This window comes from Cupriavidus sp. 2SB (genome assembly GCF_005503625.1).
Classification (GTDB): Bacteria; Pseudomonadota; Gammaproteobacteria; order Burkholderiales; family Burkholderiaceae; genus Cupriavidus.
The window spans coordinates 25495-44436 of record NZ_SCMX01000019.1 but is presented as its reverse complement, the minus strand read 5'-3'; the positions used below and the strand labels follow the sequence as shown (position 1 = coordinate 44436).

The following is an 18942-nucleotide window of genomic DNA, read 5'->3' as shown; positions in this document are numbered from 1 at the left end:
ATTGCGGTCTTCGTTGGCGAATTAGCTCAGCCGGTTAGAGCGACGGAATCATAATCCGCAGGTCCGGGGTTCGAATCCCTGATTCGCCACCATCTATTAGAAAAGCCGCAGTCCTTCACGGGATTGCGGCTTTTTGCTTTGGGGGTGCGGGCTTTGGGATGCCGGCGAACGACCCGCCAGCCGTTGCGCCACCCCTTTGCCTCACGTCGTTGAGCGCTAGGCCACCAGACCCATCAGCGCTCCCAGCTTCAAACTCTTCCCCGCCAGTTCACGCTGCTCCGCCAGCACGCCTTGCAAAATCTCCCGCGTGGTATCCGGATTCGCCAGCACTACGCGGAACACGGCGATGGCGCGACCGCCCCATTGAGACGAGGTCAGTTGTGTGCGGGACACGAAGGAGTGCCCGGCCTCGCGCTGCATTTCCTGGATGTCGATGGTCAGCGCATCCAGCGCCTGCTGGATCTGCTCGCGCTTATCCGCCGGTGTCGTGGCCGAGGCCAGCGCGGCGCGCGCGGCTTCCGGCACGTAGCGGTAGGTCAGCAGGCAAAGCTGGGGCCGACTGTCGAGTTCGAAGTCGGGTTGCTGTTCGATCAGCGAGGCAAAGTATTTCGCGTTGTCGATGCCCGTTTCGATCAGCTTTGCCAGACCCTTGCGGCCCAGCAGGTGCAGGTTGGCATAGAGCATCACCGCTGCGGCGCCCCGGGACCCCTCCAGCGTATGGCGGCCCAGGTCGACCGATCCCTTCCGGACGATGTAGTTGGCGTGCTGGATGATGTCTTGCGTCCATGCGGGATCGCGGAACAGCACCATGCCGACACCCATCGGTACATAGAACTGCTTGTGGGCGTCGATGACGACGGAGTCCGCGCGCTCGATGCCGGCGAAGCGGCCCCGCTCGCGCGTGGAAAGCAGCGTGGCGCCACCCCATGCAGCATCCACATGAAAGTGGCAGCCGAACTCCTGCGCGACATCGGCCATGGCGTCGAGCGGATCGACGGCACCGGTTTCGGTCGAGCCGGCGATGCCGACGATCGCCATCGCACGGATATTGCGCTGACCAAGATCCCGCAGCGTCTCGCGAAGCAGGTCGATGCGCATGCGGCCATCGGCATCGACGCCAACGGGGATGAGGTTGTCGCGCCCGATGCCGAGAACGTCGGCCGCTTTCCGCAGCGAGTAGTGACCGCGCTCCGAAACCACGATCGCCAGCCCATCATAGCCATAGTGGCGCAGTGCCGCGGCCAGCCCTGCGCTGTGCACACCTGCAAACCCGTCGCGGGCGCGCAGCGTGTTGTTGCGGCTGGCCCAGAGCGCGGCGAGGTTCGCGGTGGTGCCGCCCGCGCAGAAAGCGCCCAGCGAGTGCTCGGCATCGTGCAGCCACCGCGCGTAGAAGTCGTCGCCCCTCCCGAAGACAAGGTTGTGCAGCATGCCAACAACCTGTCGCTCCAGCCCGGTCAGCGCGCCCGAGGTTTCGAGTTTCACCACGTTCTGGTTCAGCGCCGCCACGATCTTTGCCAGCGATGGCATAAATGACGGCAGGGAGGACGTCATATGGCCGATAAACGTCGGCGACGCCACGGGCATCACGTGCCGGAACACGTCGTGGAGCAGATGGTCTGCGTGAACCTGCGGCGCGGTGGGTTCCTCGGGCAACGCCACCGAAGCAAACTGCGCCTCGCGCGTAGTGCAGGCATCCACCGGATCGAAATCTTCGCCAGCGAAGAAATCCGCAGGATGCTCGGCAATCCGGCGTTCCAGATCTTCGAACGCGCCACGGTCCGCATCGAACCAGTGCAGCGGGCAATCGTCATCCGCGCCAATCACCTTGTCCGCGCGTGCCTCGTGCTCTGCCGTTCCACGAACGTCGTGGGAAGTCTCCGCCTTCATTTGCATCACCCAGTCATTCCATGCCGCTACGAGGGCGGCACTGATTTGACTGGGGATTATGCCGGATTGGTCAACCGGCGGGCCATCCTGCGGCAGCAATGGCCCGTCATGGTCCCGATGTCGTCCCGGACGGCCCCGCTCAGAACGCCAACTGATGCCGTCGCGAGAACTCCGCCAGATCGATCAGCGAATTGAACCCGAGCTTGGTCATGATGCTTGTCTTGTGCGAGCTGACCGTCTTGTTGCTGATGCCGAGCGCGTCCGAGATGGCCTTGTTGGAATGTCCGACCGCGAGGAATCGCAGTACCGTCAGCTCGCGGCGGCTCAGCAGCGCGCGCGGGTCGGCGGGGTTGATGGCGGCGCGGCGGATCGTCGGCAGCGACGACAGCGGGAACGACGCGTAGCCACTCATCACGGCGCGCACGGTGTCACCAAGGTTCTCCAGTCCGCCACCCTTGTCGACATAACCATGCGCGCCGCTCAGCAATGCGCGTTCCGCAGCCTGCTGTAGTGCGGAGAGCACCAGCACGCGCGTGAGCGGATAGTTGGCCACAACTTCCTCCAGCACGGCGTCGCCGGGCAGGTCCGCCATCTGGAGATCCAGCATGACGAAATCCGCCGCACGGGCGCGAAGCGTGTCCAGCGCCTCGATGCCACCGCTGGCAAAGCGAACCTCGTCGAAGCCTTCACCTTGCAGTACCGCCTGAGCGTTGCGGCGGATGGCGGGATGGGTGTCGATAACTAGAGCATTGGGCATTGCAGTTCTCCGTGAACGAACAAGCCACAGCATAGTTTTTCCGAGGGCGCGCCGGATAAGGAAACGTCTCGAATTCGTGTGGGAAAGGTCCGAGTATTTCTGCGGAAATTTCCGTCTTTGCGGAATTGTGTCGTCGAGTTCCGCATCGCCGAATTTGGGCGGGGCGCGGAGCAACCACATCGCCATCACCATGACAATCGTGAAATCCTTAAAAATTCCGATAGGATTTGATCTAAGTTACGGTGTAAGCACCCTGTACGTGCCATGCTGGTTCCAGCGGCGCCCCCAGCGCCAGTCTTTTCCCAACCAAGGAGATTGCGCCATGTCCCAGATCGTACTTGCCACCGACGGCTCCCCGTTCAGCGATGCCGCCGCGAGATTCATTGTCGACGGCAAGCTGCTGCAGCCTGGCTTTACCGTCCACGTTGTTCACGTAACGCCGGATGTCACGGGGGGAGTCCGTGCATTCGTCAACAAGGAGACGATCGATGCATGGCACAACGAGGAGAGTGGCAAGGCCATGGCCTCGGTCTGCGCGATTTTCGAAAGTGCCGGTGTACCGTTCGAGCGCCATGCGCTGCATGGCTTCGCACCCGAGAAGATCATGGGCCTCGCCAAATCCGTTGGCGCCGACGCCATTGTGATGGGCACGCATGGACGCGGATCGTTCTTCGACGCCGTACTGGGGTCGGTGGCGGGTCGCGTGCTGGCGCTGGCGCCATGCCCGGTGATCATGGTGAAGGCGGAGAAGTCCGCCCGCTGAAGAAGTGGCTTACGCCGTCGCCCAGAGCGGCGGCTCGTCCATCAGCGCGATCTGTTCGCGCAATTCCAGGATGCGATCCTGCCAGTAGCGCGCGGTGCCGAACCACGGAAACGCCGCCGGGAACGCGGGATCGCGCCAGCGGCTGGCCAGCCACGCACTGTAGTGCAGCAGCCGCAGCGTGCGCAGGGCCTCGACGAGCCATAGTTCGCGCGTATCGAATTCCGCGAAGTCCTCGTAGCCAGCCACGATATCGGCCAACTGGTCCTGCATGGCGGCACGGTCGCCCTCCAGAAGCATCCAGAGATCCTGCACTGCGGGGCCCATCCGGCTGTCGTCGAAATCCACGAAATGCGGACCCGGCGTACCGCGGCCGCGCGCATCCTCTTCATCGATCCAGAGCACGTTGCCGCGATGGCAGTCGCCATGCAGACGCAGCAGGCGTACATCGCCGGCCCGGTCGTAGCAACGGCGCACGGCATCCAGCGCGAGGTCGACGGCTGCGCGCCAGGGCGCGAGCAGTTCGGCAGGAATACAGTCGTGGGAGAGCAGGTAGTCGCGCGGCGCGATGCCGAACGATTCGATGTCGAGCGTGGGACGCGCCTGATACGGCGTGGCCGCGCCCATGGCATGGATGCGGCCAATGAAGCGGCCCAGCCATTCGCGCGTCTCGCGACGCTCAAGCGCTGGCTCGCGGCCGCCGCAGCGTGGAAACACCGCGAAGCGGAAACCTTCGTGCGTCAGCAGCGTGGTGGGCATTCCGGCGCCCTGGCTGGCGCGCAGCGCCGGCACGGCGGGAATCTCCGTATCGGCCAGTTGCTGCACGAACGCGTGTTCTTCGACAATCGCCGCGTCGCTCCATCGGCCGGGCCGATAGAACTTGGCGATGATCGGCGAGGCATCCTCGATACCGACCTGCCAGACGCGGTTCTCGTAACTGTTCAGCGCAAGCAGGCGGCCATCCGGAAAGTACCCCGCCGATTCCAGCGCATCGAGGATGCACTCCGGCGTGAGTCCCGCATACGGGACATCGTCATCGGACTGGGGCGCTTCCGGTGTCTGCATGGCGGCAGATCAGGGGGCCGGCTTGCGATTGCCGCCGAGCAGCGCAGCTTGCGGTGCCGGACGACGGTTACGGACCGGTGCCGCGCCCGCCGCATCCTGCGCAGGGCGCGGCGGCTGCGGACGGGCTTGTTGCGGACGCGGTGCGGCGGGCTTGCCGGTTGCGGCACCGCGGGCGGCGCCGTTGCCATTGCCATTGCCATTGCCATTGCGGGCGCCGGTCTGATTGCCACCCTGATTGCCGCCTTGATTCCCACCACGCGGCGCATTGCCGTTGCGACCTTCGCCACGAGCGGGCTGGGCCGCCTGACCAGCGGCGCCGCCCTGCGCGGGACGCGCCTGACGCGGGGCGTCCTGGCGCTGACCCTGCGGACGCGGGCGACGTTCGCCGCCACCGTTGCCGCCGCCATTGGCCGAGGCGCCACGCGGTGCGCCGCGCCCTTGTCCACCACCGCCGCCACCACGTTGCTGGCGACCCTTCTGGATCGGCTCGGCAGCGATGCTCGGGTCCACTTCGAAGCCCGGCAGTACCACTTGCTCGATCTGGCGCTTGATCAGCCGCTCGATATCGCGCAGCAGCCCGTGCTCATCCACACAGACCAGCGAAATCGCCTCGCCTTCGGCACCCGCGCGGCCCGTACGGCCGATACGGTGCACGTAGTCTTCCGGCACGTTCGGCAGGTCGAAGTTAACCACGTGAGGCAGTTGATCGATATCGATGCCGCGCGCCGCGATGTCGGTCGCCACCAGCAGGCGCAGTGTGCCGGCCTTGAACTCGGTCAGCGCACGCGTGCGCGCGGACTGGCTCTTGTTGCCGTGGATGGCCAGCGCGGACAGTCCGTCCTTCGTCAGTTGTTCCGCCAGGCGGTTGGCGCCGTGCTTGGTACGCGTGAAGACCAGTACCTGGTGCCAGTCGTGCCGGCTCACCAGATGCGCCAGCAGCTCGCGCTTGCGATCGCGATCCACCGGGAAGACGCGCTGCGCCACGGTCTCCGCCGTGGTGTTGCGGCGTGCCACCTCGATCGAGGCAGGGTTGTTCAGCAGGCGGTCGGCCAGTGCGCGGATATCGTCGGAGAACGTGGCCGAGAACAGCAGGTTCTGCCGCTTCGGCGGCAGCACGTTCAGCACCTTGCGGATGTCGTGGATGAAGCCCATGTCGAGCATGCGGTCGGCTTCGTCCAGCACCAGCAGTTCCACATGGCTCAGGTCGATGGTCTTTTGCGAGACGTGGTCCAGCAGGCGACCCGGCGTGGCCACGACGATATCGACGCCGCGCTTGAGCGCTTCGATCTGCGGATTGATGCCGACGCCGCCGAACATCACCATGGAGCGCAGCTTCACGTACTTGCCGTAGTTGCGCACGCTTTCTTCCACCTGCGCGGCCAGTTCACGCGTGGGGGTCAGCACCAGGGCACGCACCACGGGCCGGCCAGTGCGCGGTGCCGGGTTTTTGGCTGCGGATTCGGACAGCAGTTGCAGCATCGGCAGCGTGAAGCCCGCGGTCTTGCCGGTGCCGGTCTGGGCGCCGGCGAGGAGATCGCCTCCTTTGAGAATCGCGGGAATGGCTTGCGCCTGAATAGGGGTCGGCGTGGTGTAGCCCTGTTCGGCCACGGCACGCACCAGCTTGTCGGACAAGCCGAGTTCGGAAAAAGACATGAAAGGACGCTTCGGCCACCCGTCGCGCATGAGAAGTGCGCCAATCGTGGGGTGGCTCGGGTAGAAAACCGTACCTGAGGGTCAGGGCCGGCGGGATGGGTCGATTGCCCCCGGTTCCCGGGCTAGGAAAGGCCCGTAGTGTACCAGTGTGTGGAAACGGCTGCGCCGAAGTCTGGACGCCAGAAGGGCTGCGTTATCATTGCGGCCACCCGGCCCCCGCGGGCCGAAGCCCCCTCTTTCTGCCATGCGGTTCCGATTTCTCGAAGACCAGGAAGTCACGCTGTTCGCGGCCATCCCGGTAGGTCTGCTGGCCGGCGTGGTCACCACGCTGTTCAAGGACGCCCTCGAAGCCAGCGGACTCGTCATGTTCGGCCACGACGCCGATATCGTGTTGATCTTCGCCGGGCTGGCGCTGGCCTGGCGCGTGGTGATTCCCACGCTGGGCGGTGCCGTGGCGGGCGCCCTGCTCGTCCTGGCACAACGCGCCGCCCGCACCGAACCCCTGCCGAGCGAGTACATGGAAGCCGTGGCGCGCGGCACCGGGCGGCTGCCCATCAAGATCACGCTGCTGCGCGCGTTGTCATCGTTCTGCTCGATTGTCTCCGGCAGTTCGGTCGGCAAGGAGGGGGCGATGATTCAGTTGGCCGCGCTGACCGGCTCGGTCTTTCCGTCGGCACGCGCCGATCAAGCCACCGGCGACAGCAATATGCGCCGCATGCTGACCGCCTGCGGCGCCGCTGCCGGGCTGGCCACCGCGTACCACACGCCACTTTCCGCCGCAGTCTTCGTGGCCGAGGTGGTGTTCGGGGCACTGGCGGTGCAGCGACTGATGCCGCTGTTCCTCGCTTCGGTAGCCGGCACCATGGTCAGCCAGTGGCGCGGCGGGCTGGAGCCGCTCTATACCGGACTGCATTTCGCACCCGACATCCTGCAACCGCACCTGCTGCTGGCCGCAGCCGGCATCGGTCTCGTCGCCGGGGTGTCCGGCGCGGTCTTCATGCGCGCCAACACACTCGCCCGCAATACGTTCCGGCATGTGCCGGGCGGCCCCATCGCAAGGCTGGCGCTCGGCGGCCTGCTGGTCGGGCTGCTCGCCATGGTAGTGCCCGAAGTTGTCGGCAACGGCTACTACACGATCCGCACCATCCTGCACAACGAGCCGCTCTCGGTGGCCGTCTGGGCGGTGCTGCTGGCCAAGCTGCTGGCCACGGTCATCAGCATGGGCTCCGGCGCCGTGGGCGGTGTGTTCACACCGTCGATGTTCGTGGGCGCTGCGCTGGGCCAGATGCTCGCGATGCTGATTCCGGGCGGCACGGCCACGCCGGTGCTGCCGCTGGTCGGCATGACGGCCTTCCTGGCGGCAACAAGCCAGGCGCCGCTGATGTCCATCCTGATGGTATTCGAGATGACGCTGGCGCCCACACTGCTGCTGCCGCTGATGATCGGCGCAGTGGCGGCTTACTACACGGCGTCGCGCTGCCAGAGCCTGTCGCTCTACAGCGTGGTGGTGGAACGCGCCCAGGCAACGGCCGCCGTGGAGCGCGCTCGCGGGCTGCGGCTCGACGGGCTCTGCGACCCCACCGATACCGTGATCGACCCCGGCGCCACGCTGGCGCAGGCCGCCGACAAGTTCGCCGAAACCGGCACCCGCTATCTCTATCTGGTGGATGCCCTCGGCGCGCTGCGCGGCGCGATCTCGATCCACGCCGTGCAGCGCGCGCAACGCGACGGCGTGGCGGAAGACAGTGCCTCGCTACTGGCGCTGGGCGAACCCGATTTTCCGAGCCTGACTCCTGACTCCCGCCTGCGCGATGCCTTGGCGATCTTCTCCGACCACGGCATCAATCGGATTCCGCTGATACGTGATGCGGTCAGCCGCGAACTGCTGGGCACGGTGTCGAAGCAACGCGTGCTGCAGGAAGCGTCCTGCCTGTTCTGACCACCCCGATTGCCACCCCATCCGATGTACGGAATCCGCCACACCCGCGTGGCAGCCGCGCCTCGCTCCGGCGCACGCAAGCGGGTAGAATCGCGGGTTACCCAGCCTGCGCGATGGCCTGAAGCGTGAGGGCGTCCGACGCCGGCGGTATTCCTATAACGATTGCCGTAGTTTTTTGTCGGGAGTTTTCATGAACAAGCTGTTTGCACGACTGTCGGGTCCTGCGTGCGCCATGGCGCTGCTGTCTCTGAGCCCCGCTGGCGCGCAGGAAACCGTGTCGACGACCACCGCGCCGGTGACCACCAACTCGGTGTCCGATCTGGCCGCCGCCGGCCTCAACACCATGCCCGGCACGCCAATACGCGTGATTCCTCCGGAGGCCGGCATGGCGCGCATGGAACTGTCGCCGCCGTCGGCCACGGAGCCGCGCCGGGCCAAGCTCGACGGCAAGGTCGTGAATGTCGCTCCTGGGGTACGGATCTTCAGCACGGAAACACTGCTGGTGAATCCCGCGGCGCTCGCTGGCAAGAAGCTCAGCGTGCGCTACAAGCTCGACCTCTACGGCCAGTTGCTCACGGCCTGGGTCATGACCGATGCGGAAGTGAAGGCCTGGAAGGCCGCTCACTGACCGTTTTTTTGAATTTGCTTCAACCTGTTGCGCCCCGATGCCCCCAGGTATAACACTGAGACCGGCACCCATGAAGAAGGTATTTGTCAAAACGTACGGCTGCCAGATGAACGAGTACGACTCGGACAAGATGGTGGACGTACTGAACGCCACGCAGGGCATGGAGCCCACGAACAACGTCGAAGACGCCGACGTGATCCTGTTCAATACCTGCTCCATCCGTGAAAAGGCCCAGGAGAAAGTCTTCTCCGAACTGGGCCGCATGAAGGCGCTGAAAGCCGCCAAGCCCGGCCTGGTGATCGGCGTTGGTGGCTGCGTGGCCAGCCAGGAAGGCGCGGCCATTGTTTCGCGCGCACCGTATGTCGATGTGGTCTTCGGCCCGCAGACACTGCACCGGCTGCCCGACCTGATCAACCGTCGTCAGCAGACCGGCCTGTCGCAGGTCGATATCTCCTTCCCCGAGATCGAGAAGTTCGATTTCCTGCCGCCCGCGCGCGTCGAAGGCCCGAGCGCGTTCGTCTCGATCATGGAAGGCTGTTCGAAATATTGCAGCTACTGCGTGGTGCCTTACACGCGCGGCGAGGAAGTGTCGCGCCCGTTCGAGGACGTGCTGGCCGAAGTGGCTGGCCTGGCCGACCAGGGCGTGCGCGAAGTGACGCTGCTGGGCCAGAACGTCAACGCCTATCGCGGCGTGATGGGTGGCACGACTGAAATCGCAGATTTCGCGCTGCTGATCGAATATGTGGCCGAGATCCCCGGCATCGAGCGCATCCGCTTCACCACCAGCCATCCGAAGGAATTCACGTCGCGCCTCGTGGAACTCTACGAGCGTTGCGACAAGCTGGTGAACCATCTGCACCTACCCGTGCAGCATGCTTCGGACCGCGTGCTGATGGCGATGAAGCGCGGCTACAGCGTGCTGGAGTACAAGAGCATCATCCGCCGTCTGCGCACGATCCGGCCGCAGATGTCGATGTCGTCGGACTTCATCGTCGGCTTTCCCGGCGAGACCGATGCCGACTTCGAGAAGCTGATGGCAATGGTCGAGGAGATCGGCTACGACACCTCGTTCTCGTTCATCTTCAGCGCGCGTCCCGGCACGCCGGCCGCCAACTTGCAGGACGACACGCCACACGAGGTGAAGCTGCGCCGCCTGCAACGCCTGCAGGCCACCATCGAGGAAAACGTGGTGCGCATCAGCCATGGCATGCTTGGCAGCGTCCAGCGCATTCTGGTGGAAGGTCCGTCGCGCAAGGACCCCACCGAACTGCACGGCCGCACGGAAAACAATCGCGTGGTCAACTTCGCGCTGCCCGGTGTGCCGCAGGCCCAGCGCGACCGCATGATCGGCCAGATGGTCGACGTGAACATCACGCAGGCATTCCCGCACTCGCTTCGCGGCGAAGTGGTCGTGCGCCAGTAAGCAAGCCCACCGCGCCCATTCAGGATTCCATGAAAGTTCCGACCGCTGAATTCGTCGCCCCCAGGGACGACAACACGCGCCTGCAGAACCTGTGCGGACCGCTCGACGAGAACCTGCGCCAGATCGAGCAGGCCCTCGACGTGACCATCCAGCGCCGCGGCCACCGCATGACCGTGCGCGGCGAACGCGCGCAGGATGCGGCGCTGGCACTGGAGCGCTTCTACAACAATACAAAGGTGGAGCTGTCGGTGGACGACATCCAGCTCGGCCTCGTGGAAGCCCGCCAGATCGCGGCGCACGGTGCCTACCTGCCGGGCAACGGCGAAGGGTCCTCGGCCAGTGCCGATGACGAATCGCCGGTGCTGCAGACGCGACGCACCGGTCTGCAGGGCCGCACGGCGATGCAGCGCGAATACCTTCGCAGCATCCTGTCGCACGACCTGTCGCTCGGCATCGGGCCGGCGGGCACGGGCAAGACCTACCTGGCCGTGGCCTGCGCCGTCGATGCGCTGGAACGCGACGCGGTCAAGCGCATCGTACTGACGCGCCCGGCCGTGGAAGCGGGCGAACGTCTGGGCTTCCTGCCCGGCGACCTGGCACAGAAGGTGGACCCGTACCTGCGCCCGCTCTACGACGCGCTGTACGACCTGCTGGGTTTCGATCGCACGCAAAAGATGTTCGAGCGCCAGATGATCGAGATTGCGCCGCTTGCCTATATGCGCGGCCGCACGCTGAACCATGCGTTCATCATCCTCGACGAAGCCCAGAACACCACGCCGGAACAGATGAAGATGTTCCTGACGCGGATCGGCTTTGGTTCCAAAGCCGTGATCACCGGCGACACCACGCAGATCGACCTCCCGCGCGGCCAGAAGAGCGGCCTCGTGGAAGCGCAGCACGTGTTGCGCGATGTGCGCGGAGTGTCGTGCACCCGCTTTACCAGCATCGACGTGGTGCGCCATCCCCTGGTGGCGCGCATCGTCGAGGCTTATGACGAATATCACGCCCAGCACAAGGACGCCTGATCTTGACCAAGAAGTCCCCCAACACCCAGACCTCGAACAAGAAATCCGCCAGCCTGGTGCTGTTCGACGCCGAGGGCCGCGCGCGCAAGGCATCCGCCCATGCGCTGCGCGTCCAGCTGGCCGATGGCCGCAGCCTGACGCTGGATCTGTCGCAAGCCGAGGACGGCGTGGTGGCACTGCTCGCCGAACACACCGACCCGCATCAACAGGCTGGCCTGCTGGTTCGCCCGGACAACAGCGACGCGCTGTCGGTGGCCGTCACCGCCACGCCGATCGTGACCACCACGGGCACGCCGGCCACGCCGCCGGAAGTCGATCTCGACGTACAGCACGGACAGGCCACGGCCAAGCGCGCGGGAATGCCGAGCCGCCGCCAGATCGAAAAGTGGGTGAAATCCGCCCTGTATGAAGACGCCACGCTGACCGTGCGCTTCGTCGACGAGGAAGAAGGCCGCACGCTGAACCGCACCTATCGCGGCAAGGATTACGCCACCAACGTCCTGACCTTCGCCTATGCGGAGACCGCCGACGATCCGGTGAGCGGCGATATCGTGCTGTGCTGCCCCGTGGTGGAAGCCGAGGCCCGCGAACAGAACAAGCCGCTGGAAGCCCACTACGCACACCTGATCGTCCACGGCGTGCTGCACGCCCAGGGCTACGAGCACGACGACGACACCGACGCCGAAGAGATGGAAGCGATTGAAACGGAGACGCTGCAGGCGCTGGGGTACAGCGATCCTTATCAGCCGGTGCGGGAGATCTAAGGCGCTGACCTGCTCAGTGTTTGCTCCCCTCTCCCGCCGGGCGGGAGAGGGGCAGGGGGAGAGGGCCAGCGGTTCAAATTGCTGCAGGTCGGCAAGCAGAGCCTCCTACCCTCTCCCCCAACCCCTCTCCCACTTTGTGGGAGAGGGGAGCGTTCTCCCCGGAAGAGCCTCATACGCCACCGTCATCCCCCCGTCACGGGGCTGCAAGCCTTTTAGTGTATGCTTCAAGCGATCTCCACCACGCGCTAGCCGCGACATGAACGACCCCTATCCCAGTTCGAAATCTGCCAACTTCAAGCAGACGGATCGCCCTAGATCCCTTCTCGAACGCCTCTCCGATTTCATTTCCCCCGAGCCAGACACCCGCGCCGAATTGCTCGAAGTGTTGCAGGATGCCCACGAGCGCAACCTGATCGACGCCGATTCGCTTTCGATGATCGAGGGGGTGTTCCAGGTCTCCGAATTGACCGCACGCGACATCATGGTGCCCCGCTCCCAGATGGATGCGGTCAACGTCGCCGATGCCCCAGAAGCGTTCATTCCCTACATGCAGCAGACGGCGCACTCGCGCTTTCCGGTGTACGAAGGGAATCGCGACAACGTCATCGGCATCCTGCTGGCCAAGGATCTGCTGCGCTACTACACGGATGACACGTTCGACCTGCGCGAGGCGCTGCGCCCCGCCGTGTTCATTCCCGAGTCGAAGCGGCTGAATATCCTGCTGCGCGAGTTCCGCATCAACCGCAATCACATCGCGATCGTGGTCGACGAGTACGGCGGCGTGGCGGGCCTAGTCACCATCGAGGACGTGCTGGAACAGATCGTGGGCGATATCGAGGATGAGTTCGACCTCGACGAGGACCTGGACAAGATCCTGCCAACCGCCGACGGCGCCTGGCGCGTGCATGGCCTCACCGAGATCGAACAGTTCAACGAAGCGTTTGGCACGGCATTCCCGGACGACGATGTCGATACGGTGGGCGGACTGCTGACGAACCACGTCGGCCATGTGCCGCATCGCGGCGAAGTCATCACATTGCCACCGATCCGCTTCGAGGTCCTGCGGGCCGATGCCCGTCAGGTCCACCTGCTCCAGGTACGGCGCGAGACGCCTGCCGAAGTCGACGGCATGGCTGAGGCATGAAGCGGTTCGGCACGCCCGATGCCGTGGGTACCCGTCGCACCGAGCCAGCCAGCGGCGGCGCCAGCGCGTCGCCCTCCCACTCCCCGCACACCCCGGAAGCCTTGCAAGCCACCTCCCGCAGCAGTCAGTGGTTTCGTCTCCTGATCGCCGCCGTCCTGGGCGTGGCGCATACGCAAGCCTTCGCCCCGCATGACTGGTGGTGGCTGCAACTGCTGGCGCTATCCGGCCTGTTTGCCCTGATCGCAGGCGCACCGCGTCCGCGCGCAGCGGCGGCTACGGCCTACGCGTTCGGCCTGGGCTGGTTCCTGTCCGGTATCTGGTGGCTCTATATCAGCATGCACGTCTACGGCGAGATGCCGGCCTGGATGGCCGCATTTGCCGTGGTGCTGTTCGCTGGTTATTTGTCGATCTGGCCGGCGCTGGCGGCCGGGGTCTGGCACTGGCTCACGCAACGCAATCGTCACGGCATGCTAGCTGCGCTGGCATTTGGCGCCGCCTGGGCGCTGTCCGAATGGTTGCGCGGCGTGGTGTTCACAGGATTCCCGTGGCTTGGCAGCGGCTATCCGCATACGAATGGTCCGCTAGCAGGCTTCGCCCCGCTGTTTGGCGTCTACGGCATCACATTCCTTGCCGCGAGCCTCGCGGCCCTACTCGCTACGGGCGTTCGGGCCTGGCTGAGGCGCAGCGAAGCTGGCGCGACAACGACCGCCGGCTGGTCGGCGGGTGTGATCGTGGCAACACTGGGGGGCGGCATCGGCCTGGCGGGCATCGCCTACACCACGCCGATCGGCAAGCCACTCTCGGTACGGCTGCTGCAGGGCAACGTGGCGCAGGACATCAAGTTCGAACCCGCCGGCATCCAGCGCTCGCTGGAACTCTATCGCGACCTGATCACGGCAGCGCCGGCAGACCTTGTGGTGACGCCCGAGACCGCGTTCCCGATCATCCTCCAGGAACTGCCGATGGACATCGCCCAGGCGGTGCGCGGCTATATGGAAAAGACGGGCACCACGGTCGTGTTCGGTGCGGCCGGCGCAGATTCGCCCGTAGATTTTACAAACAGCGTATTTGCCATCGGGCCGGAACAGGAACAGCTCTATCGCTACAACAAGCACCATCTGGTGCCCTTCGGCGAGTTCATCCCGTTTGGCTTCCACTGGTTCGTGGACATGATGAAGATGCCGCTCGGAGATTTCCGACGCGGCACGCTCGACCAACCGGCTGTACCGGTGCGCGGCATCCACGTGGCGCCGAACATCTGCTACGAGGATCTGTTCGGCGAGGAAATCGCCGAGACGCTTAGGAACCAGCCCACGCCCGCCAACCTGCTGGCCAACGTGACTAACCTGGCCTGGTTCGGCGACACCATCGCGCTGGACCAGCATCTGCAGATCTCGCGCATGCGTGCGCTGGAAATGCGCCGCCCGATGCTGCGCGCCACCAATACGGGAATGACGGCCGTAGTCCGGCCGGACGGCAGCGTCCAGGCGGCCCTGCCGACTTTCGAGGTCGGTACGCTGGCGGCGGAAGTCCAGGGCATGCAGGGGCTGACGCCCTATATCCGCTGGGGCAACGTACCAGTGCTGGCCGGTTGCGTACTCGTGCTGGGCCTGGCCTTCCGCGCACGGCGTGCGCGGCGGCCGGCCTGAGGCATCCTCCGCGGACCCTCGGCTGTTTTGCTGCTTAGCTGGCCAGCGACGTTGCCATCGAGACCGCTGCGGCGGCCACCATCACGACGATGGCGACAACATAAGGCTTGCGAGAAAGAAGCGACATGACCAATCCCCAAAAATAGTTCTTCGTTCATCCCGAACCGTTTTCTTGCACCGGACATTGCCGGCCAGAATCACCCCAAATGGCGGTTCGGCTTGCAGCCGTTTGATTTGCATGCGTCGGCTGCGTAATTCCACTGTATACAAAAACGGTATCGGCACCTATGGGACGATTCTGAATCCCGGATCGGGATTTACCCGAGCCGTTGCGCAATGCCGACAATGCTCTCCATGCACGATCCGTGCCCTGCCTCACGGTTTTCCTCTCTGTTCGGGACGGGTCCGGGTCAAAAACCCGATAGAATTCGGGGTTTGGCAAACCCGTCCCGAGCCGTATCCGGAACTTGCCCGCCAGCTTCTTTTTTTGTCTCCCTATGCTGACCTTCCAACAAATGATTCTGACCCTGCAGGCCTATTGGGACCGGCAGGGTTGCGCATTGCTGCAACCGATCGATCTGGAGGTTGGCGCCGGCACGTCGCACGTGCACACCTTCCTGCGCGCCATTGGCCCGGAACCGTGGCGCGCGGCCTATGTGCAGCCGTCGCGCCGCCCCAAGGACGGCCGCTACGGTGAGAATCCGAACCGTCTGCAGCACTATTACCAGTATCAGGTAGTGCTCAAGCCTGCACCCGAGAACATCCTCGACCTGTACCTCGGCTCGCTGGAAGCCCTGGGGCTGGACCTCAAGCAGAACGACATCCGCTTTGTCGAGGACGACTGGGAGAACCCGACGCTCGGCGCCTGGGGCCTGGGCTGGGAAGTCTGGCTCAACGGCATGGAAGTGACCCAGTTCACGTACTTCCAGCAAGTGGGTGGCATCGACTGCAAGCCAATCACCGGCGAGATCACCTACGGTATCGAGCGTCTGGCCATGTACCTGCAGAAGGTCGAGAACGTCTACGACCTGGTCTGGACCGAGTGGGAAGAAAACGGCGAGACGCGCCGCCTGACCTACGGCGACGTGTACCACCAGAACGAGGTGGAGCAGTCCACCTACAACTTCGAGCACAGCAATACCGAAATCCTGTTCCGCCACTTCGCCGAGCACGAGGGCGAAGCCAAACGCCTGATGGGCGATACGGGCGAGAAGAACGAGGACGGCACGCCGAAGGCCACCGACACGCGCCTGGCCCTGCCTGCCTACGAACAGGTACTCAAGGCCGCGCACACGTTCAACCTGCTGGATGCACGCGGCGCGATCTCGGTAACGGAGCGCGCAGCCTATATCGGCCGCATCCGCAACCTGTCGCGCTCGGTGGCGCAGGCTTACTACGATTCGCGCGAGGCCCTGGGCTTCCCGATGTGCGGCAACGGGGTTCGCGCATGAAGGCCCGCATGCGCGGCATGATCGCTGTCGCCGCGTTTGCCCTGCCCGTCACCCTGCCGGCCGTCGTGCCGCTGGGAGGCAGCGCACTGGCGTCCGCTCGCACCACGGCGGCGCCGTCGCCTCAGGCGCTGTACCTGCCGGCGGACCTCGCCGCCATCTGCGAGGCCGACACGCAGACGCTGCAGCAGGCCATCGCGCGGCACTGGCGCCCGGCGCTGTCGTCGATCGACCAGTGGACGCAGCTCGTGCGCTCGTTCTCGTGCGACCTGTCGGGCTCGAAAGACCTGGGCTGGCACCGCGTGCCGCTGCGCGCCTATGAAAGCGCGATCCGTTATCCGCTGCAGTGGGTGTCGTGGGAAGAGAGCAATGGCCGCTCGCGCCGCACTGTGCGCACCTACTACTCGGCGGCGCAGTTGCCGCAGAAGATTGATTTCTGGGTGGGCGGGCGCATCGACGAGATCCGCTACGACCGTCGCGCGAACCGCATCGACGCACGCTTTCCGGCCGCCGGCACCCGCGGCGCCTCCGGCGTGGCCGCGCAGTGCGCCTACACCACGCTGCAATTCCGCCAGCAGAACGGCCTGTGGCTGCTGTCTGGCGTAGAACCGAACAACGCGCCGCGCTGCTGAGCGCGCGTCGCCCATACTTGCTGGAAACGCATTCATGTCGCAACCCATGACCGATTCGCTGCTGATCGAACTGTTCACCGAGGAACTGCCGCCCAAGGCCCTGTCGCGCCTGGGCGAGACCTTCGCACAGGGACTGGCCGATGGCCTCCGCGCACGCGACCTGCTCGACGAAGGCGCCGCCGTGACGACTTTCGCCACGCCGCGCCGCCTGGCCGCACTGGTGACCGGCGTGCGACGCACCGCACCGGACCGCGAACAGCGCGAGAAGGTATTGCCGCTGACCGTGGCGCTCGACGCAAACGGTGCGCCGACCGCCCCGCTCGCCAAGAAGCTGGCTGCACTCGCCAAGTCCATCGGCGTGGCCGAGATCGACTGGCAGACGCTGGAGCGCGCCTCCGATGGCAAGGCCGATGCGTTCTTCCATCGCTACACCGCAAAGGGTGTGTCGCTGACCGAGGGCCTGCAAGCTGCGCTCGACGATGCGTTGGGCAAGCTGCCAATCCCCAAGCTGATGAGCTACCAGCGGCCGGACGGCACCACGGTGCATTTCGTGCGTCCGGCACACAGCCTGATCGCACTGCACGGTGCGGAGATCGTGCCCGTGTCCGTGCTCGGCCTGCAGGCCAGCAACATCACCCAGGGCCATCGCTTCCTGTCGCAAGGCACGATCGAGATTCCGCACGCCGCCGAGTACGCGGGCCTGCTGGAATCGCGTGGCCGCGTAGTGGCAAGCTATGCGGACCGCCGCGAACGCATCCGCACGGCGCTGCTCAAGGAAGCCGGCGCTGATCAGGTGGTCATGCCCGATGCGCTGCTCGACGAGGTGAATTCGCTGGTCGAATGGCCGGTAGTCTACGCCTGCCACTTCGAGGAAGCTTTCCTGGCCGTGCCGCAGGAGTGCCTGATCCTGACGATGCAAACCAACCAGAAGTACTTTGCGCTGACCGATGCTGCCGGCCACTTGCGCAATCGCTTCCTGATCGTCTCGAACCTGGCGACCGACACCCCGCAATCGATCATCACCGGCAACGAGCGCGTGGTCCGTCCCCGGCTGGCCGATGCCAAGTTTTTCTTCGATCAGGATCGCAAGAAGACGCTGGCCTCGCGCGTGCCCCTGCTCGGCAACGTGGTCTATCACAACAAGATCGGCACCCAGTTGGACCGCGTGCAGCGTCTGCAACAGATCGCCGGTCACGTCGCCGATGCGATGAACGCCGCTGGCGCCCCGACCGACAAGGCTTCCGCCATGCGCGGTGCCGAGCTGGCCAAGGCCGACCTGCTGACCGACATGGTCGGTGAGTTCCCCGAACTGCAGGGCACCATGGGCACATACTACGCGCGCCATGACGACGAAGCCGACGACGTGGCACTGGCCTGCTCCGAACATTACCGTCCGCGCTTTGCCGGCGACGCACTGCCCCAAGGCAACGTCAGCACGGCCGTGGCGCTGGCCGACAAGCTCGAAACGCTGGTGGGCATCTGGGGCATCGGCCTGCAGCCGACGGGCGAGAAAGACCCGTTCGCGCTGCGCCGCCACGCGCTGGGCATCCTGCGCATGCTGATCGAGAAACCGCTGGCGGTGTCGATCGACGCGCTGCTGTCGCTGACCGCCCAGTCGTTTGCCGGCATCCCGGCCGTGAAGCCGTCGGGCGACGCCATTGCGGACTTCCTCTACGACCGCGTGCGTGGCTACCTGAAGGACAAGGGCTACACGACGAACGAGGTGGAAGCCGTGGTCAGCCTGCGGCCGCAGACGCTGCACGACGTGCTGGCCCGCATGGAAGCCGTGCGCACCTTTGCCGCACTGCCTGAAGCCGAAGCGCTGGCCGCCGCCAACAAGCGCATCACGAACATCCTGAAGAAGACCGACGAGGCCATCGGCAGCGTCGATACGGCCCTGTTCCAGGAAGCCGCCGAAGGTGCCCTGCATGACGCCATCGAGCGCGTGCGTCCGGGCGTGGAAGCGGCCTTTGCCGGTGGCGACTTCACCGCCGCGCTGCGCGACCTGGCCCAACTGCGCGATGCCGTGGACCGCTTCTTCAACGACGTCATGGTGATGGCCGAGGATCCGAAGCTGCGTGCCAACCGCCTGGCGCTGCTGGCCACGCTGCATGGCCTGGCCAACCGCGTGGCGGACATTTCGAAGCTCGCGGCGTAAGCGGACGAGG

General features: G+C 65.2%; 15 protein-coding genes and 1 tRNA gene. 12 read left to right on the top strand and 4 right to left on the bottom strand.

Annotated features, from left to right (window positions below):
- The first annotated feature begins 15 nt into the window (after positions 1 to 15).
- Positions 16 to 92: transfer RNA gene (locus FFS21_RS11510), tRNA-Met, on the top strand.
- A gap of 124 nt (positions 93 to 216) precedes the next feature.
- Here FFS21_RS11510 and panP read toward each other — a convergent pair.
- On the bottom strand, positions 217 to 1893 hold the full coding sequence (panP, locus tag FFS21_RS11505) for a pyridoxal-dependent aspartate 1-decarboxylase PanP (RefSeq protein ID WP_237380023.1): 1677 nt from the start codon (positions 1891 to 1893) through the stop codon (positions 217 to 219).
- A 133-nt stretch (positions 1894 to 2026) separates the two neighbouring features.
- Entirely contained in the window at positions 2027 to 2644 is a 618-nt protein-coding gene (locus tag FFS21_RS11500) for a response regulator transcription factor (RefSeq protein ID WP_137924975.1), read from the bottom strand.
- A gap of 322 nt (positions 2645 to 2966) precedes the next feature.
- On the opposite strand from FFS21_RS11500, the gene FFS21_RS11495 reads away from it, so the two are divergent.
- Entirely contained in the window at positions 2967 to 3407 is a 441-nt protein-coding gene (locus FFS21_RS11495; RefSeq protein WP_137924974.1) for a universal stress protein, read from the top strand.
- A gap of 9 nt (positions 3408 to 3416) precedes the next feature.
- Here the strand turns inward: FFS21_RS11495 and FFS21_RS11490 are convergent, their stop codons facing one another.
- Positions 3417 to 4469 (bottom strand): serine/threonine protein kinase, encoded by a 1053-nt coding sequence (locus FFS21_RS11490; protein ID WP_137924973.1) that lies wholly within the window; start codon positions 4467 to 4469, stop codon positions 3417 to 3419.
- 9 nt (positions 4470 to 4478) lie between these two features.
- Positions 4479 to 6122, bottom strand: coding sequence for a DEAD/DEAH box helicase (locus FFS21_RS11485; RefSeq protein ID WP_137924972.1), 1644 nt, complete (start codon positions 6120 to 6122; stop codon positions 4479 to 4481).
- Positions 6123 to 6366: 244 nt separating this feature from the next.
- Between FFS21_RS11485 and FFS21_RS11480 the strand changes: the two genes are divergently transcribed.
- From FFS21_RS11480 to glyS, 10 genes are all read left to right on the top strand, one after another.
- Positions 6367 to 8061, top strand: coding sequence for a ClcB-like voltage-gated chloride channel protein (locus FFS21_RS11480; protein WP_137924971.1), 1695 nt, complete (start codon positions 6367 to 6369; stop codon positions 8059 to 8061).
- Positions 8062 to 8251: 190 nt separating this feature from the next.
- Positions 8252 to 8689, top strand: a complete 438-nt coding sequence (locus FFS21_RS11475; protein ID WP_137924970.1) for a hypothetical protein — start codon at positions 8252 to 8254, stop codon at positions 8687 to 8689.
- A gap of 70 nt (positions 8690 to 8759) precedes the next feature.
- Positions 8760 to 10112, top strand: coding sequence for a tRNA (N6-isopentenyl adenosine(37)-C2)-methylthiotransferase MiaB (gene miaB / locus FFS21_RS11470; RefSeq protein WP_137924969.1), 1353 nt, complete (start codon positions 8760 to 8762; stop codon positions 10110 to 10112).
- 29 nt (positions 10113 to 10141) lie between these two features.
- On the top strand, positions 10142 to 11137 hold the full coding sequence (locus FFS21_RS11465) for a PhoH family protein (protein ID WP_137924968.1): 996 nt from the start codon (positions 10142 to 10144) through the stop codon (positions 11135 to 11137).
- A gap of 2 nt (positions 11138 to 11139) precedes the next feature.
- Positions 11140 to 11901 (top strand): rRNA maturation RNase YbeY, encoded by a 762-nt coding sequence (gene ybeY, locus FFS21_RS11460; protein ID WP_137924967.1) that lies wholly within the window; start codon positions 11140 to 11142, stop codon positions 11899 to 11901.
- Positions 11902 to 12157: 256 nt separating this feature from the next.
- Positions 12158 to 13045 carry a CorC family transporter gene (locus tag FFS21_RS11455; RefSeq protein ID WP_137924966.1) on the top strand — a complete coding sequence of 296 codons (888 nt, stop codon included), beginning with the start codon at positions 12158 to 12160 and terminating at the stop codon, positions 13043 to 13045.
- Positions 13042 to 14694 (top strand): apolipoprotein N-acyltransferase, encoded by a 1653-nt coding sequence (gene lnt, locus FFS21_RS11450; protein ID WP_137924965.1) that lies wholly within the window; start codon positions 13042 to 13044, stop codon positions 14692 to 14694. The genes FFS21_RS11455 and lnt overlap by 4 nt, the downstream gene beginning before the upstream one ends.
- A 497-nt stretch (positions 14695 to 15191) precedes the next feature.
- Complete coding sequence (glyQ, locus tag FFS21_RS11445; RefSeq protein WP_137924964.1) at positions 15192 to 16145, top strand: glycine--tRNA ligase subunit alpha; 954 nt, start codon at positions 15192 to 15194, stop codon at positions 16143 to 16145.
- Positions 16142 to 16774 carry a hypothetical protein gene (locus FFS21_RS11440; protein ID WP_137924963.1) on the top strand — a complete coding sequence of 211 codons (633 nt, stop codon included), beginning with the start codon at positions 16142 to 16144 and terminating at the stop codon, positions 16772 to 16774. The genes glyQ and FFS21_RS11440 overlap by 4 nt, the downstream gene beginning before the upstream one ends.
- Positions 16775 to 16808: 34 nt before the next feature.
- Positions 16809 to 18932, top strand: coding sequence for a glycine--tRNA ligase subunit beta (glyS, locus tag FFS21_RS11435; RefSeq protein ID WP_137924962.1), 2124 nt, complete (start codon positions 16809 to 16811; stop codon positions 18930 to 18932).
- Positions 18933 to 18942: the final 10 nt, after the last annotated feature.

What these genes read in the sequence shown, in the direction of transcription:
- panP (WP_237380023.1), bottom strand. Translation starts at nt 1,893, where the DNA reads ATGCAAATGAAGGCGGAGACTTCCCACGACGTTCGTGGAACGGCAGAG.
- FFS21_RS11500 (WP_137924975.1), bottom strand. Translation starts at nt 2,644, where the DNA reads ATGCCCAATGCTCTAGTTATCGACACCCATCCCGCCATCCGCCGCAAC.
- FFS21_RS11495 (WP_137924974.1), top strand. Translation starts at nt 2,967, where the DNA reads ATGTCCCAGATCGTACTTGCCACCGACGGCTCCCCGTTCAGCGATGCC.
- FFS21_RS11490 (WP_137924973.1), bottom strand. Translation starts at nt 4,469, where the DNA reads ATGCAGACACCGGAAGCGCCCCAGTCCGATGACGATGTCCCGTATGCG.
- FFS21_RS11485 (WP_137924972.1), bottom strand. Translation starts at nt 6,122, where the DNA reads ATGTCTTTTTCCGAACTCGGCTTGTCCGACAAGCTGGTGCGTGCCGTG.
- FFS21_RS11480 (WP_137924971.1), top strand. Translation starts at nt 6,367, where the DNA reads ATGCGGTTCCGATTTCTCGAAGACCAGGAAGTCACGCTGTTCGCGGCC.
- FFS21_RS11475 (WP_137924970.1), top strand. Translation starts at nt 8,252, where the DNA reads ATGAACAAGCTGTTTGCACGACTGTCGGGTCCTGCGTGCGCCATGGCG.
- miaB (WP_137924969.1), top strand. Translation starts at nt 8,760, where the DNA reads ATGAAGAAGGTATTTGTCAAAACGTACGGCTGCCAGATGAACGAGTAC.
- FFS21_RS11465 (WP_137924968.1), top strand. Translation starts at nt 10,142, where the DNA reads ATGAAAGTTCCGACCGCTGAATTCGTCGCCCCCAGGGACGACAACACG.
- FFS21_RS11455 (WP_137924966.1), top strand. Translation starts at nt 12,158, where the DNA reads ATGAACGACCCCTATCCCAGTTCGAAATCTGCCAACTTCAAGCAGACG.
- lnt (WP_137924965.1), top strand. Translation starts at nt 13,042, where the DNA reads ATGAAGCGGTTCGGCACGCCCGATGCCGTGGGTACCCGTCGCACCGAG.
- glyQ (WP_137924964.1), top strand. Translation starts at nt 15,192, where the DNA reads ATGCTGACCTTCCAACAAATGATTCTGACCCTGCAGGCCTATTGGGAC.
- FFS21_RS11440 (WP_137924963.1), top strand. Translation starts at nt 16,142, where the DNA reads ATGAAGGCCCGCATGCGCGGCATGATCGCTGTCGCCGCGTTTGCCCTG.
- glyS (WP_137924962.1), top strand. Translation starts at nt 16,809, where the DNA reads ATGTCGCAACCCATGACCGATTCGCTGCTGATCGAACTGTTCACCGAG.